14 protein-coding genes are annotated in these 14,593 nt (G+C 73.1%); 7 read left to right on the forward strand and 7 right to left on the reverse strand.

From position 1 onward, the window contains the following. Positions 1–210: 210 nt before the first annotated feature. Together ABH931_RS12045 and ABH931_RS12050 are read left to right on the forward strand one after the other, a co-directional pair. Entirely contained in the window at positions 211–471 is a 261-nt protein-coding gene (locus ABH931_RS12045; protein WP_370112372.1) for a hypothetical protein, read from the forward strand. Continuing rightward, the gene (locus ABH931_RS12050) at positions 468–1,016 is read left to right on the forward strand and encodes a histidine kinase (protein WP_370112373.1); all 549 of its coding nucleotides are present in this window, start codon (positions 468–470) and stop codon (positions 1,014–1,016) included. Before ABH931_RS12045 ends, ABH931_RS12050 begins: the two co-directional genes overlap by 4 nt. Positions 1,017–1,022: 6 nt before the next feature. Here ABH931_RS12050 and ABH931_RS12055 read toward each other — a convergent pair whose 3' ends face one another. Both ABH931_RS12055 and ABH931_RS12060 read right to left on the reverse strand, forming a co-directional pair. Continuing rightward, entirely contained in the window at positions 1,023–1,817 is a 795-nt protein-coding gene (locus ABH931_RS12055) for a hypothetical protein (RefSeq protein ID WP_370112374.1), read from the reverse strand. 142 nt (positions 1,818–1,959) lie between these two features. Then, entirely contained in the window at positions 1,960–2,937 is a 978-nt protein-coding gene (locus ABH931_RS12060; RefSeq protein WP_370112375.1) for a serine protein kinase RIO, read from the reverse strand. A gap of 287 nt (positions 2,938–3,224) precedes the next feature. On the opposite strand from ABH931_RS12060, the gene ABH931_RS12065 reads away from it, so the two are divergent. Then, the gene (locus tag ABH931_RS12065; protein WP_370112376.1) at positions 3,225–3,716 is read left to right on the forward strand and encodes a copper-binding protein; all 492 of its coding nucleotides are present in this window, start codon (positions 3,225–3,227) and stop codon (positions 3,714–3,716) included. A gap of 32 nt (positions 3,717–3,748) precedes the next feature. Here ABH931_RS12065 and thrS read toward each other — a convergent pair whose 3' ends face one another. Then, the gene (thrS, locus tag ABH931_RS12070; protein WP_370112377.1) at positions 3,749–5,005 is read right to left on the reverse strand and encodes a threonine--tRNA ligase; all 1,257 of its coding nucleotides are present in this window, start codon (positions 5,003–5,005) and stop codon (positions 3,749–3,751) included. A 301-nt stretch (positions 5,006–5,306) separates the two neighbouring features. Between thrS and ABH931_RS12075 the strand changes: the two genes are divergently transcribed. After that, positions 5,307–7,658, forward strand: coding sequence for an ArnT family glycosyltransferase (locus tag ABH931_RS12075; RefSeq protein WP_370112378.1), 2,352 nt, complete (start codon positions 5,307–5,309; stop codon positions 7,656–7,658). On the opposite strand, the gene ABH931_RS12080 is transcribed toward ABH931_RS12075, so the two are convergent. Next, entirely contained in the window at positions 7,625–8,065 is a 441-nt protein-coding gene (locus ABH931_RS12080) for a protein-tyrosine phosphatase family protein (RefSeq protein WP_370112379.1), read from the reverse strand. The genes ABH931_RS12075 and ABH931_RS12080 overlap by 34 nt on opposite strands. 86 nt (positions 8,066–8,151) lie before the next feature. On the opposite strand from ABH931_RS12080, the gene ABH931_RS12085 reads away from it, so the two are divergent. Continuing rightward, a complete protein-coding gene (locus ABH931_RS12085; protein WP_370112380.1) occupies positions 8,152–9,456 on the forward strand; it encodes an MFS transporter in 1,305 nt (434 codons plus the stop codon). Here ABH931_RS12085 and ABH931_RS12090 read toward each other — a convergent pair. Next, positions 9,417–10,487, reverse strand: a complete 1,071-nt coding sequence (locus ABH931_RS12090; RefSeq protein WP_370112381.1) for an ATP-dependent DNA ligase — start codon at positions 10,485–10,487, stop codon at positions 9,417–9,419. The genes ABH931_RS12085 and ABH931_RS12090 overlap by 40 nt on opposite strands. A 75-nt stretch (positions 10,488–10,562) precedes the next feature. Between ABH931_RS12090 and ligD the strand changes: the two genes are divergently transcribed. Next, positions 10,563–11,600: a non-homologous end-joining DNA ligase gene (gene ligD / locus ABH931_RS12095; protein ID WP_370112382.1), complete on the forward strand. Its 1,038-nt coding sequence runs from the start codon at positions 10,563–10,565 to the stop codon at positions 11,598–11,600. Here ligD and ABH931_RS12100 read toward each other — a convergent pair. Then, entirely contained in the window at positions 11,588–11,848 is a 261-nt protein-coding gene (locus ABH931_RS12100) for a hypothetical protein (protein ID WP_370112383.1), read from the reverse strand. The genes ligD and ABH931_RS12100 overlap by 13 nt on opposite strands. A gap of 195 nt (positions 11,849–12,043) precedes the next feature. On the opposite strand from ABH931_RS12100, the gene ABH931_RS12105 reads away from it, so the two are divergent. Then, positions 12,044–13,591, forward strand: coding sequence for a long-chain fatty acid--CoA ligase (locus ABH931_RS12105; RefSeq protein WP_370112384.1), 1,548 nt, complete (start codon positions 12,044–12,046; stop codon positions 13,589–13,591). A 278-nt stretch (positions 13,592–13,869) separates the two neighbouring features. Here ABH931_RS12105 and ABH931_RS12110 read toward each other — a convergent pair whose 3' ends face one another. Continuing rightward, positions 13,870–14,505, reverse strand: coding sequence for a SnoaL-like polyketide cyclase (locus ABH931_RS12110; protein WP_370112385.1), 636 nt, complete (start codon positions 14,503–14,505; stop codon positions 13,870–13,872). Between the last annotated feature and the right edge of the window lie 88 nt (positions 14,506–14,593).

Here is a 14,593-nt window from a genome sequence, read left to right on the forward strand (position 1 = left end):
CTCTCCCCGCGCTCGCGGCTGCGGTCGCCTCCCACCCCCCGGGGGGCCCCCCCGGCGGGGCCGGGGGGCCCCCCCCCCCCCCCCCGCGGGGGCCCCCCCCCCCCCCCGGGGGGGGGGGCCCCCCCCGCGCGGCGGCCGCTTCCGATGGAGGATGACGGGGAGACCCGGCCGCGACCGCGGCCCGGGGAACCTGCGCGGAGGTGACCTGAGGTGAGCTGGCCGGACGCCGGTGACGAACTGCGGGAGGGTCTCGACGAGGCGCAGCTCGGCAAGCCGGACCCCTGGTACTTCTGCCTGCGCCACCACCGCCCCGAACAGGGCCACCAGTGCCCGGCCCGGTTCCTGCTGGGCCCGTTCGCGACGGAGGAGGAGGCCTCGCACGCCCTGGAGAAGGTCCAGGAGAACGAGGAGGCCTGGGCGGCGCAGGAGCGCACGGAGCGCGAGCAGGGCGAGGGCGGTGGCGCGTCGTGAAGGACATGTCCTCCGACATGGAGAACGACGACAAGGTCCTGTTCTTCACCCTCACCGACCGCGCGAAGGCCGACGCCGCGTTCGCGGACGTCACGGAGCTGCCGACGGTGACCCGCGCGGCACTGCTGGAACGGGACACGGACGGCAAGGTGACCGTCCCGCAGGACTACGACCCGCGCGCCGGCGGCGCGATGGTCGGGTTCGGCGCGGTCGGCACCGTCCTCGGCCTGTTCATCGGCCCGCTCGGCGCCGCCATCGGCATCGCGCTCGGCGCGGGCCTGGGCGTGCTGGCCGACGGGGAGGAGGCGGAGGTCGGGACGGACGCCCTGATCGGGCTGACCGCCTGGGTCGACCCCGGCACCTGCCTGCTGGTGGCGGAGATGGTGGAGTCCGACCCCCGTGCCGTCGACACCATCGCCAAGCGGAACGAGGCGAAGCTCCAGCGTGTCCCCGCGGCGGAGGCGGCCGAGTGGCTGGACCAACTGCGGACGAAGGTGCAGTCCGAGACGGACTCCGGTCCGGGCAAGGGCGGCATCGCGCTCTGAGGCGCGTCAGCCCAGGCAGAGGACGAGGAGCTGGAGGGCGCAGGTCGGAGCGGGCGCGGCGGCAGGGGCCGGGGTGGGCCCCGAGCGGGTCGTCGGGGTGGAGGTCGCCGTGGTGGTCGGTGTGGCCGGGGTCGGTGTGGTGACCGGGGTGCCGGGCGCCGTTGCCGGCGAGGTGTCCGCCACCGGGGCGAGCGGGGCGAGGGAGGGGGACGAGCCCGTCGTCGAGACGGTCGAGGCGGTCGGGGCCGCCGGGTCCGTCGAGGCCGGGGCGACCGCGGCCACCGGCACCGTGTCGCCGGCCGCACCCGGCTCCCCGGTCGGGGCGTTGGTGGGGGTCGCACCGCCGCCGGGCAGGCCCGGTGCGGCGGCGCCGCCGACAGGGCTGCCCTGGCCGCCGCCCCACTGACCGAGGCCGCCCAGCGTCGGCGCGCTGAGCGGCGCGGAGCCCTGCGCGGCAGCCGAGCCGCCGGGCGCGGCGCTGCCCGCCACCGCACACAGGCCCGCGAAACCGAGCCCGGCCACGAGCAGCGCCGGGGCCAGCCGCCCGGCGCGGGGGCGGCGGGCGAGCGGGACCACGGCGTGGGTGGCCGTCACCCGCCTCGACCGCTCCGGCGGCGCGGGCGACGCCACCGTCTCCGGCTCCCTCTGCGGCACCGACTCCGCGAGCGCGGGCAGGACCGGCTGACGACGCGTCAGCGGCTCGTCCGGGCCGACGTAGGGGAGCTTGGTGGCGTCGATACCGCAACCGGCGCAGGAGTACGCGCCGTTGACGTAACGGCGGCAGGTCGGGCAGTACCTCACGGGTCCTCCGGACGGCGGCATCGGACAAGGAACCGGCGGATACCGGACCTTTCGCCACCGTCGCAGCTGTGGCGGGGCCGCTGTGGAGGGTCTGGCAAACTCCCCGCAGCGGCCCCGTTCGCCTGCTACTCTCGCGCGCCCCTCAGTCGAGGCGCGCGTCGAACGCGAGCTCGGCGGCCAGCTCCTCGACCCTGCGCTCGGGCAGGCCACGGGCCGTGAACCAGGCGCCGACGTTGCGCACGTCGCGCTCCAGGAAGGAGCGGCCGCGCGGGTTGGCGATGACGTCGACGATCTGCGGCACGTCGATGATCACCAGCCGCCCCTCGTGGACCAGGATGTTGTACGCGGACAGGTCACCGTGGGCGTAGCCGTCGCGGGCCAGCAGCGAGAGGCTGTGGCCGAGTTGGCTCCACAGATCGTCCAGGTCCGCGTCCTCGGGCCGCACCTGGGCCAGGCGCGGGGCGGCGGCGCCGGACTCGTCGCCGACGAACTCCATCAGGATCTCGGTGCCGAGGATCTGCACCGGGTAGGGCACGGCCGCACCGGCCAGCCAGAGCCGCGAGAGCGCGGCGAACTCGGCCCCGGCCCACTGGCCGGCGATGGCCTGCTTGCCGAACTCGGTCCGCTTGGCCATGGCCCGGCTGACCCGGGACTCCTTGTGACTGCGGCCCTCCAGGTAGCCGGAATCGCGGTGGAAAAGGCGGTGGTGGCCGTCGCGGTAACGCTTGGCGGCCATGAGCGTGCGACGGCCGGTGCCGGGCACGGACCGCTCGACGAGGAAGACGTCGGCTTCCTTGCCGGTTTTGACGATGCCCAACTCGGTGTCGACGGCTGCGAGTTCGGTCACCACCCAGTCGGGACGCGGCTCAGGGCCCTTCTCGGTGGGCGTGGACTGGTCCCAGGTGGACCAGCGGTCGCCCTGCGGCGGGGCGTCGGCCCCGGTCGCGGTGGGGATCGACGCGTCGTCGGCGTCGTCGAAGGCGCCGTCGCCCTCCGGGAACCAGTCGAACTCGACGTGGTCGAAGGCGTCGTCGGCGAGGTCGGAACGGCGGCCACGACGGCTGCCGCCCTTGGGGCTGATACGGACAAAGGAATCGCTGTCGGCGAAACGCTTGCGCAAGGGAGGAGTCTCCAGCGGGAGGGCCCGCCGGAGCGCGTCAGCTACAGGGACGCGAGTCTCAACCGGCGAGCGGGTGACAAGAGGAGGCTTCTGGCGCGCAGCGGAACGCGCGCCGCGTCATCACGGCGACCATGTCTGCACACCTCCACTCTCGTCAGGGCCGAACAAGCGGCAACGCGACCACTCTAACGGGCTCGCGAGACGGCGCAACCGAATTAAATACGACGACCTCGGGCGTGCCGCGCGGCGGCGCGGCGCTCGCGCCGAGGACTGATAGGTACCTGGGCATGGCACGTCTTCTCTCTCCCGGAATCCTCGCCGGTGCGCTCGTGGTGGCCCTCGCGACGAGCGGTTGCAGCTCGTCGAAGAGCACCTCCTCGGCCGTCTCCTCCCCACCGGCCGCGACCAGCGCGGCCCCGAGCACGGCTGCGAGCATGGCCCCGAGCACAGCGGCGAGCATGGCCGCCAGTGCGGCAGCGAGCGCGAGCACGAGCGGTGGAGCCACGACGGTCACCGTCACGGAGACCGAGTTCGCGCTCCACCTCTCGCAGTCCACCTTCTCCCCCGGCGCCTACACGTTCGTGGCGAAGGACTCCGGGCAGGTGTCGCACGCCCTCGCCATCTCGGGGCCCGGCGTGCCGACCGCCCAGACCGCGACGATCGGCCCGGGCGGCAGCGCGAACCTGTCGGTCACGCTCCAGAAGGGCAGCTACGAGCTGTGGTGCCCGGTCGACAGCCACAAGAGCCTGGGCATGGACACCCACATCACCGTCTCCTGACTCTCCTGCCCCGCACCCGAAGTGGCGGGGCCTCACCCGTCCAGCCGCGGCTCGCGGTCGCGGGCGGCGACGCCCGCCGCCACCCGGGCGAGGAACTCCTCCGCGGGCAACGGCGCCGGACGGGAGCCGTCGCGCAGGCGCGGGGCGACCAGGCCGTCCGCGGCCTCCCTGGCGCCGATCACCACCTGGTAGGGCGCCGACCGCGCGGCGCGGACGCGTGCCCCGAGGGTGCCCTGCTCGGGCCCCAACAGCTGCGCGCGCAGGCCGAGCGCCACGCACCGGTCGACCAGCGCGGCCGCCGCGTCCTCCTCCGCCGCGGACAGCGGCAGGACGGCCACCTGCACCGGAGCCAGCCAGGCGGGCCAGGCGCCGCCGTAGAGCTCGATCAGGTGTGCCACGGCCCGCTCGACGCTGCCGATGACCGCCCGGTGCACCATCACCGGGCGGTGCCGGCCGCCGTCGGCGCCGACGTACTCCAGCCCGAACTGCTCGGGCTGGTGGAAGTCGACCTGGACGGTGGAGAGGGTGGCCTCGCGTCCCGCCGGATCGGCGATCTGGACGTCGATCTTGGGCCCGTAGAAGGCCGCCTCGCCCTCCTGCGCCTCGTAGGGCAGCCCCGACGCGTCCAGCACCTCGGTCAACAGCTTCGCCGAGCGCTCCCACAGCTCGGGCGCCGCCACGTACTTGCCGCCCGCGCCGGGCAGGGAGAGCCGGTACCGCACCGGCTCGACACCCAGGACGCGATGAGCCTCCCGGATCAGCTCCAGCGCCTTCGCGGCCTCCTCGGCGACCTGGTCGAGGGTGCAGAAGACGTGACCGTCGTTGAGCTGGATCGCCCGAACCCGGGTCAGCCCGCCGAGCACACCGGAGAGTTCGGACCGGTACATGCCCCCGAGCTCGGCGAACCGCAGCGGCAGCTCGCGGTAGCTGCGGGCACGTGACCGGTACATCACCGCGTGGTGCGGGCACAGGCTCGGCCGCAGCACGACCTCCTCCGAGCCGAGCCGCATCGGCGGGAACATGTCCTCGCGGTAGTGCGCCCAGTGGCCGGACCGCTCGTAGAGCTCGACCTTGCCGAGCACCGGCGAGTAGACGTGCTGGTAGCCGGATCGGCGCTCCAGGTCGCGGACGTACTCCTCCAGTTCGTGGCGGACGACGGCGCCGTCGGGCAGCCAGTAGGGCAGGCCGGCGCCGATCAGCGGGTCGGTGTCGAAGAGGCCGAGCTCACGTCCGAGCTTGCGGTGGTCGTTGCGGTGGTCGTGGCGGTGGTCGTCGTGGTGGTCGTTCATCGTGGTCACCTCGTGGTCGCGTCGCGTGGAACGGGAGGACGAGTGACCGCATGACGAAAGCCCCGGGCACTCGCCCGGGGCTTGGAGTTCTGCGAAAGCAGCTTTCAGCGCGCCGGGACTGGGTCCGGCGTCGTCGTGGAAACGGCTGCGAGCTGCATGGAACGAACGCTAACAGGACGACCGTGCGTCTGCACGGGATTTATGTGTCCCCGGCAAGACGCTCGGCAGAACTGGTTATGAGTGACGGCGCGTCGCACACGAATCGGGCGATTTCACAGGTTTGTCACCCACTGTCAGCGACATGGCTCCAAGTGTCACCGGCGTCCTCACCACGCCTGCGGATTCACCGAACGTCCGACGCGCAGGCCGCTACCGTCCGTGGCGGTCCCCTGCCGACCAACCCCGCTACGCACGGCCCGCGCTGCTCGGGATCACCGCCTTCGCGGCCCTGCTCTTCTTCTGGCGGATCGACCAGGCCTCCTTCCACGGCTTCTACGCGAACGCCGCGCGCAGCGGCTCGGAGAGCTGGAAGGCCTTCGTCTTCGGCTCGTTCGACCCCGCGAGCACGATCACCCTGGACAAGCTGCCGGGCTTCGTGTGGCCCCAGGCGCTGTCCGCGCGGATCTTCGGCTTCCACGCCTGGTCGGTGGCGCTCCCGCAGGCTGTCGAGGGCGTTCTGGCGGTGCTGGTGCTCTACAAGGCGGTCCGTCAGTGGGCCGGCGCCAACGCGGCGTTGCTCACCTGCGGGCTCTTCGCGCTGACGCCGGTGGTCGCCGGCTTGTTCCGCACCTCGGTGGAGGACCCCGCGTTCACGCTGCTGCTGATCTGCGCGGCGGAGGCGGCCCAGCGCGCCGCGACGACCGGCCGGCTGCGGACGCTGCTCGCCTCGGGCGTCTTCGTCGGCCTGGCGTTCCAGACCAAGATGCTGGAGGCGTGGGCCGTGCTGCCCGCGCTGGCGCTGGTCTACCTGCTGGCCGCGCCCGCGACGCTGCGGCGGCGCCTCTGGCATCTCGCGGTGGCCGGTGTGGTCACCCTCGCCGTCTCCGCGTCGTGGATCGCGCTGGTCACCCTGACGCCCGCGAAGGACCGGCCGTACGTGGACGGCACCACGGACAACTCCGCCTACAGCATGGTCGTGGGCTACAACTTCCTGAACCGGTTCTCCGCGGTGGGCGTGAACGCGTCGGACACCGGCAGCGTGCAGGCCGTGCGCGGAGGCGGCGGCGGAGGCGGTGCGGGGGCACGGCAGGGCCTCGGTGGCGCGGGCGGTGGTGGCACAGGCGGGGGTGGCACGGGCTTCGCCGGCGCGCCCGGGTTCGGCGGCGCGCCGGGCACCTCGGGGGCGGCGGCCGGGGCGGCCGGTGCCGCCGGGGCGTCGTCGGCGCAGTCCCTGGCAGCGCGGGCCGCCGTCCTCGGTGGCGGCGGGGGCGACGGCGGGTGGGGCAAGATGTTCGGCTCTGCCATCACCTCGCAGACCGGCTGGCTGTACCCACTCGCGGCACTCTCCCTCCTCTTCGGCGTCGTCCGGCGCGGCCGCCGTCCCCGCACCGACCGGCTCCGGGCGGGGTACCTGATGTGGGCCTCCTGGCTGGCGATGTTCTTCCTCGCCTTCAGCGCGGGCAGCGTCGGCGGGCACAGCTACTACATGGGCGTGGTCGCCACCCCGCTGGCGGCGCTCAGCGGCGCGGGCGTGGTCGGGATGTGGCGCGAGTACCGCGCGGGCGGGCGTGTCGCCTTCGTCCTTCCGGCGGCCGTCGCCGTCTCGGCGGCGTGGGCGGCGTGGCTGGCGCATCCGTTCCCGACGTTCCGCCCGTGGGCGGTTCCGCTCGCCATCGCCGCGGCGGCCGTCGCGGTCGCGCTGCTCGCGGTCGGACGCGTCCCGCGCCTGGCGCGTCCCCGGCTCGCGGCGGTCGGTCTGGCGGCGGGCCTGCTCGCTGTGGCGGTCACCCCGGCCGCGTGGGCGACCTCCGTCCTGGGCGGCGGTCCGGGCGGTGGCGCAATGGCGTCGATGATGGGGTCCGTCGGTCCGGCCGCACGCGGCGGCAAGGGTGGCGGGTTCGGTGGCGGGTTCGCCGGCTTCGGTGCCGCGTTCGGCGGGGGCACGCAACGCGGGGGCCGGCACGACGCGGGCGGCTACGCCGCGTTCGGGGGCGGTGGCCGCCACGCCGGCGGCGCGGGCGGCACCGGCGGCGCGGGCGGCTTCGGCGGGTTCAGCGGTTCGACGACGCTGACGGCGGCACAGCGCCGGCTCTTCGACTACGTCACCTCCCAGGACGCAGGCGCGCACTACCTGATGGCGACCTCCAGCTGGAGCACGGCCTCGCCCTACATCCTGGCCACGGGCAAGGAGGTGATGCCGATGGGCGGCTTCACCGGCGCGGTCCCGAGCCCGACCCTGGCCACGTTCCAGCGGCTCGTCACCACCCACCAGCTCCGCTTCGTCCTCCTGGGCGGCGGCATGGGCATGGGGGCCGGCACCGGTGCCGGCCCGGGTTCCGGCTCCGGGGCGGGTCGGACGCAGGGCGGCGCGGTGCAGGACTGGGTCCGTCAGTCGTGCGGCGTCGTCCCGGCGTCCGCGTACGGAGGCACCTCGGACACCGGCCGGAACGCGCAGACGCTCTACTCCTGCGGCGCGGTGAAGCGCTCCACGTAACGCCGCTGCCACGGCGTCTCGACGGCGTGCCGGGAGTAGTGCGTCCGCACATAGGCGACCGCCTCCTCGGCCGGCACCCCGTCCAGCACGGCAAGGCAGGCCAGCGCGGTTCCGGTCCGCCCGCGCCCCGCCGTGCACGCCACCTCGACCCGCGACGCCGCCGCCCGCGCCCAGGCATCCCGCAGGGCGCGGGCGGCGGCGTCCTTGTCGGCGGGGAGCCGGAAGTCGGGCCAGCGCAGCCAGCACTGCTCCCAGGCGGTGGCGGGCGGCGCCTCGCCCTGCAGGTACAGGCCGAACTCGGGCAGCGGCCCGGCGGGCAGCGCATCGCGCAGCCCTCTCCCCCGCACGGTCCGTCCCGACGGCAGCAGGAGCACGCCGGGGGCGTCCGGGTCCCAGGTCCGATGCATCGGGCCAGGCTACCGACCCGGTGGGGGTGATATCGGAAGGCGCGAAAGCTGTGCAATCTGCAATGATCCCCGCGGAGGGATAACCCATGCACCGTCTGTTCGGCCCTTACCGGTCCGTCTTCGCCATCCAGGGCAGCCGAGCTCTGTTCGCCGTCGCGCTTCTCGCCCGTGTCCCGGGCACCGCCAAGGGCATGCTGCTGACGCTGCATGTCGTCCTCGACCAGCACCGCGGCTACGGCGCGGCCGGGATCGTGGCCATGGCGCTCACCCTCGGGTTCGCGCTCGGCTCGCCCCTCGCCGGGCGACTCGTGGACCGGCACGGCCTACGGCCGGTGCTGGTGGTCACGGGCGTCGCGGAGTTCCTCTACTGGCTGGTCACGCCCTCCCTCTCCTACCCGGTACTGGTCGGGGCGACGTTCCTCGGCGGGCTGGTGTCCGTGCCGGTGTTCCCGGTGATCCGGCAGGCGGTCGCCGCCCATGTGCCGGGCGAGCTGCGGCGGCAGGCGTTCGCGCTGGACTCGATGATCGTCGAGCTCGCCTACATGGTCGGCCCGGCCGTGGCCGTCGTGGCCGTGACCGGTCTGCACACCGCCTCGCCGTCGATGTACGCGATCGCCACGCTGACCCTCGGCTCGGTCGCGGGCATGTGGCCGCTGGGCCGGATCCTGACGCGCCACCACTCCCCTGCCGGAACGGACCCGCGCGCCCAGAAGCGCGCCAAGCTGCCGCGCGGCACCTGGCTGAACCCGCGCCTGGTCCTGGTGCTGGCCATGTGCACGGCGGCGAACCTCACCCTGTCCGGCACCGAGGTCTCGGTCGTCGCCAGCCTGCGTCAGCACGGACAGACCCAGTGGGCGGGCCTGACGATCATCGCCTGGTGCGCGTTCTCGCTCGTCGGCGGCTTCTGGCACGGCTCGACGGCGCGGCCGCGCCGGCTGCCCGTGCTGATGCTGCTGCTCGGGCTCGGCACGATCCCGGTGGGCGTGATCGGCGGGCTGGGCTGGCAGTGGATCGCGCTCGCGCTGATCCCGGCCGGGTTCGTCTGCGCGCCGACGATCGCCTCGACGGCGGAGGCGATCTCCGCCGCGGTCCCGGCGTCCGCGCGGGGGCAGGCGATGGGCCTGCAGGCGGCGGCACTGACGCTGGGCGGTTCGCTGGGCGCGCCGCTCGCCGGATCGGTGATCGACCGCTTCTCCCCCGCGTGGGGCTTCGCCGTCGCCGGGGTCATCGGCACGGTGCTCGCCCTGCTGGCGCTGGGCCACGAGCGGTGGACCCGTGCGCACGCCGACCCGGCCCGCACCCCGATCGCGACGGCGCCCGCCCAGGCGGACGCGGTTCAGGCGAACGCGGTTCAGGCGGACCCCGAGCCGAGGATCTGCGCCAAGTCGTAGCGGACCGGCTCGTCCAGCTGCCCGTAGGTGCAGCTGGACGGGTCGCGGTCCGGGCGCCAGCGCCGGAACTGCGTGGTGTGCCGGAAGCGGTCGCCCTGCATGTGGTCGTAGGCGACCTCGATGACCCGCTCGGGCCGGAGCGGCACCCAGGACAGGTCCTTGGTGCCGGTCCAGCGGCTGGTCGCGCCGGGCATCCGCGAACTCGCCTGTGCCTGCTCGTCGGCCCACTCGGCCCAGGGGTGCCCGTCCCCCGCCTCCATCCGCAGCGGCGCGAGCTCCTCGACGAGCTCGGCCCGGCGCTTCATCGGGAACGACGCGCACACGCCGACGTGTTGCAGACGTCCGCTGTCGTCGTAGAGGCCGAGCAGCAGCGAGCCGACGATCGGTCCGCTCTTGTGCTCGCGGTAGCCGGCGACGACGCAGTCGGCGGTGCGCTCGTGCTTGATCTTGAACATGATCCGCTGGTCCGGCGCGTAGGCGGCCTCGAGCGGCTTGGCGACGACCCCGTCCAGGCCCGCGCCCTCGAACTGGTCGAACCAGCGCTGGGCCTCCGCCGGGTCGAGCGTCGCGGGCGCCAGGTACAGCGGTGGCTCCACCGGCGCGAAGACCTGCTCCAGCGCGGCCCGGCGCTCCCGCTGCGGCGCGTCCATCAGGCTGTCGTCGCCGAGTGCGAGCAGGTCGAAGGCGACGAACGACGCGGGCGTCTGCTCGGCCAGCAGCCGGACGCGGGAGGCGGCGGGGTGGATCCGCTCGGTCAGCGCGTCGAAGTCGAGGTGACCGTCTCGGACGAGGACGATCTCGCCGTCGACGACGCAGCGCTGCGGCAGCTGCGCCTCCAGCTGGGCGACCACCTCGGGGAAGTAGCGGGTCAGCTCCTTTCCCGTGCGCGAGCCGATGACGGTCTGCGGACCGTCGCGGTGGACCACCGCGCGGAAGCCGTCCCACTTGGCCTCGTAGAGCATCCCGGGCGGGATCTTGGCCACGGACTTCGCGAGCATCGGCTTGACGGGCGGCATCACGGGCAGGTCCATGCCCTCGATTCTGCGGCGGCGGACCGTGCCCCGCCCGACGGGCGCCCCGCGCGGGTCCGGCCTACGGTGAGCAGCATGGGCGAGGCGATGGAACTGGAGATCGGCGGGCGGACGGTCCGGGTGACCAATCCGAGCAAGGTGTACTTCCCGGACACCGGGTTCACCAAGCTGGACGTGGCCCGCTACTTCGAGGCGGTGGCCCCGGGAGCGCTCCGCGCGGTGCGCGACCGGCCGACCACCCTCCAGCGTTTCGTCGACGGCATCGGCGGCGAGGCCTTCTACCAGAAGCGCGTCCCGCGCGACCTGCCCGACTGGATCCCCAGCGCCCGGGTCAGCTTCCCCAGCGGCCGCCCGGCCGACGAGATGTGCCCGACGGAGGAGGCCGCCGTCCTGTGGGCGGTCAACCGCGGCACCCTCACCTTCCACCCCTGGCCGGTGCGCTCGGCCGACACCGACCACCCGGACGAGCTCCGCATCGACCTCGACCCGCAGCCCGGCACCGACTTCACCGACGCCGCCCACGCGGCGCTGGAGCTGCGCAAGGTCCTGACGGAGCTGGGCCTGACCGGCTGGCCGAAGACCTCCGGCGGACGCGGCCTGCACGTCTTCGTCCCGATCGAGCCGCGCTGGGACTTCATCCAGGTCCGGCACGCCGTCATCGCGATCGGCCGCGAACTCGAGCGCCGCATGCCCGACCGGGTGACCACGGCGTGGTGGAAGGAGGAACGCGGCGAGCGCATTTTCGTCGACTTCAACCAGACAGCGCGCGACAGGACCATCGCGGCCGCGTACTCCATCCGGCCGTTCCCCCACGCACCCGTCTCCGCGCCACTGCACTGGGACGAAGTCCCGGAGGTGCGGCCCCAGCAGTTCGACATCACCACCATGCCGGCCCGCTTTGCCGAACTCGGGGACGTCCACGCGGAGATGGATGCCGAACAGCACGACATCTCCGCTGCCCTGGCGCTGTACCAGCAGGACCTCGACGAACGCGGCCTGGGCGACATGCCCTACCCGCCGGAGTACCCGAAGATGCCGGGCGAACCCAAGCGCGTCCAACCCAGCCGCGCCCGCCACGAGACAGACGAAGCCGGAGCCGCTCACCCGGAATGAGACCCGGCCGGGGCAAGCCGGTTCGCCTGCGTCCCCGTGGCCGGGTCCAGGGCTGTCACGGGCGTCGACGGCGATCCCGAAGTCGGTGAGCAGGATGCCGCCGGCTTCACGTCCCGGCACACGATCCCGGCCTGATACACCGCGCCCAGCGCCCGCAGCACCGCGACCGCGACGGCTGTGACCTGCTTGAGCGAGGTCTTCCCTTCGGCCGTGCGGCGCTCCAGGGACACCCCCTGCACGAGTCGCATCACCTCCAGGGCACGCCGTCCTGGACGACCACGTCGTGGACGGCGACGATGTCCGGGTGGTCACGCGGCCGTGCACCGTGCCGGGCCGGACGGGCAGAGCGGCGGGATGCGGCCCCTCGTCGACGCCCCACAGCGCCTCGTGGCAGGCTGACCGGCGGATCCCCACCGCTGACCCGCTCGCCGCACGGAGGAAGCATGCTGAACCTGTCGGTCCTGCTCGAGGACGCCGCCCGCACGCATCCGGATCGCGACGCGGTGGTGCTGGGGCCGACACGCCTGACCTACGCGCAGGTCGACGCCGCCTCGAACCAGGTCGCCAACCTGCTGGCCGAGCGCGGCATCCGGCCCGGCGACAAGGTGGCGCTCAGCTGCCCGAACCTGCCGCAGTTCCCGATCGTCTACTACGGCGTCCTGAAGGCCGGCGCGGTGGTCGTCCCGCTGAACGTGCTGCTGAAGTCGCGTGAGATCGCCTACCACCTGCGGGACGCGGAGGTGTCGGCGTACTTCTGCTTCGAGGGCACCCCGGAGCTGGCGATGGGCGCCGAGGGCTGGGCGGCGTTTCGCGAGGTCGGGACGGTCGGGCAGTTCTTCCTGGTCACCGCCGATCCGGCCGGACCGAGCCCGATCGAGGGCGCGGAGACCCTGGGGGCGGCGCTCGCCGACCGGAGCCCGGTCTTCGACGCGGTGGCGACCGAGGCCGACGACACCGCGATCGTCCTCTACACCTCGGGCACCACCGGCCAGGCCAAGGGTGCCGAACTGTCCCACGCGAGCACCATGATGAACGTGCTGGCCTGCAACCGGATGTTCCGCAGCACTCCCGCCACCGACAGCCACCTGCTCTGTCTGCCGCTGTTCCACACCTTCGGCGCGACCATCCAGATGCACGCGGGCTTCTCGATGGCCGCCACCCTGCACCTGATGCCCCGGTTCGACGCACGGCAGGCCGTGCGCCTGATGGAGACCGAGGAGATCACCTTCTTCGCCGGGGTCCCGACCATGTGGTGGGGGCTGCTCTCCGCGCTCTCCGAGGACGTCGACGTGGACCGGATCGCCCGGAACCTGCGGATCGGTGTCTCCGGCGGGGCCAGCCTGCCGGTCGAGATCATCCACCAGGTCCGGGAGCGGCTCCACGTGCAGATCCTGGAGGGCTACGGGCTGTCCGAGACGAGCCCCGTCGTCACGTTCAGCGACCCGGACCGGGATCCGCGACCCGGCTCGATCGGCGTGCCGATCTGGGGTGTCCAGGTCAGGCTGATCGCGGACGACTGGTCCGAGGTGACCGGCGCCAGCGAGATCGGCGAGATCGCGGTCAAGGGCCACAACGTCATGAGGGGCTACTACCGCCGACCGGAGGCCACGGCCGAGGTGCTCAGGGACGGTTGGTTCCGCACGGGGGATCTGGCCCGCAGGGACGAGGACGGTTTCTACTACGTGGTCGACCGCTCCAAGGACATGATCATCCGTGGCGGCTTCAACGTCTACCCGCGGGAGATCGAGGAGGTGCTGATGACGCACCCCGCGATCAGCCTGGCGGCGGTGGTGGGCGTGCCGCACGCGAGCCACGGTGAGGAGGTCAAGGCGCTCGTCATCCTGGAACCCGCGGCCCGGACCACCCCCGAGGAGCTGATCGACTGGAGCCGGGAGCAGATGGCCGGCTACAAGTACCCGCGCATCGTGGAGATCGTCGACTCCCTGCCGATGACCGCCACCGGCAAGATCCTCAAGCGCGAGCTCCGCTGACCCCTGCCGGGTGCGATCAGGCGGGCTGCTCGGTGAGCCCCGCGAGCCAGTGGTGGAAGCGATCGACGTCCGGGCCGGTGCGGGCCGGGCCGTGGGAGCAGCCGACGGCGGTGGAGTCAGGGGTCAGCCGGGTGAGACTCGCGGCGCGAAGGTGAGGGCACCGGCCGAGCGTGCCCGAGCGGCCCGCCGCCGGGTCGCGGCCTGCCGCGAGCCGGGCGTGCTCGGCCGGGTGGGCCGGGGCGGGTGGGCCTCGGCCTGGTCCGCCCTGGCCGCTCCGGTCAGCGGGCTATCGGGCAGCCGCCGGTGAGCTTGCCGAGGAAGGCGTTCGGGTCGTAGAAGTGCTCGACCTCCAGCAGCTTGAGGTCGTCGCTCACCTTGGCGATGCTGACGCCGAACATCTCGACGAGCTTGCCGTCCGGCTTGTGGCCGACGTACTCGCCCTCGAAAGAGCCCCAGTGGCGCCACTTGAAGGTCACCACCGGCGGAGGCGTCAGCACCTCCAGCACCTCCCAGAAGAAGCCGCGCGGGAACGCGTCGTGGAAGACCTCGTGGGAGCCGTCGAAGTCGACGTTCGGATAGAAGGCGCTGTCGCCGACCAGGATGTTGTAGCTGCCCTGCTCGACGATGTCCTGCGCGGAGGCCCAGGCGCCGCCGTTGACGCGGGTGCGGAAGTGCTCGGTCACCATCGAGACCCAGGTGGCCGGGTCCTTCTTGTGCGAGACCTCCATCTCGAAGACCTGGACGATGCCCTCGACGACGGCTTCCAGCGAGCCCGGGTCGAAGGTGGCGGTGCGCTGCCCGGGCATGATCTCGTGCGAGAAGTGGTAGTCCGGCGTCTCGGCGCGCCAGACCTCCTCGGGGGCAGCGGCGATGACCGCCTCGCGGCCCTGGAGCCAGAGGGGCGTCTCGGTCACTCTGCACAACCTCTCTATATTTATGACAATTTGACGATGCATCACTTCCGAATTTGAACGGGTGGGATCATTTCGCACACGTGCCGAA

The organism is Streptacidiphilus sp. MAP12-33 (assembly GCF_041261265.1).
Taxonomy (GTDB): Bacteria; Actinomycetota; Actinomycetes; order Streptomycetales; family Streptomycetaceae; genus Streptacidiphilus.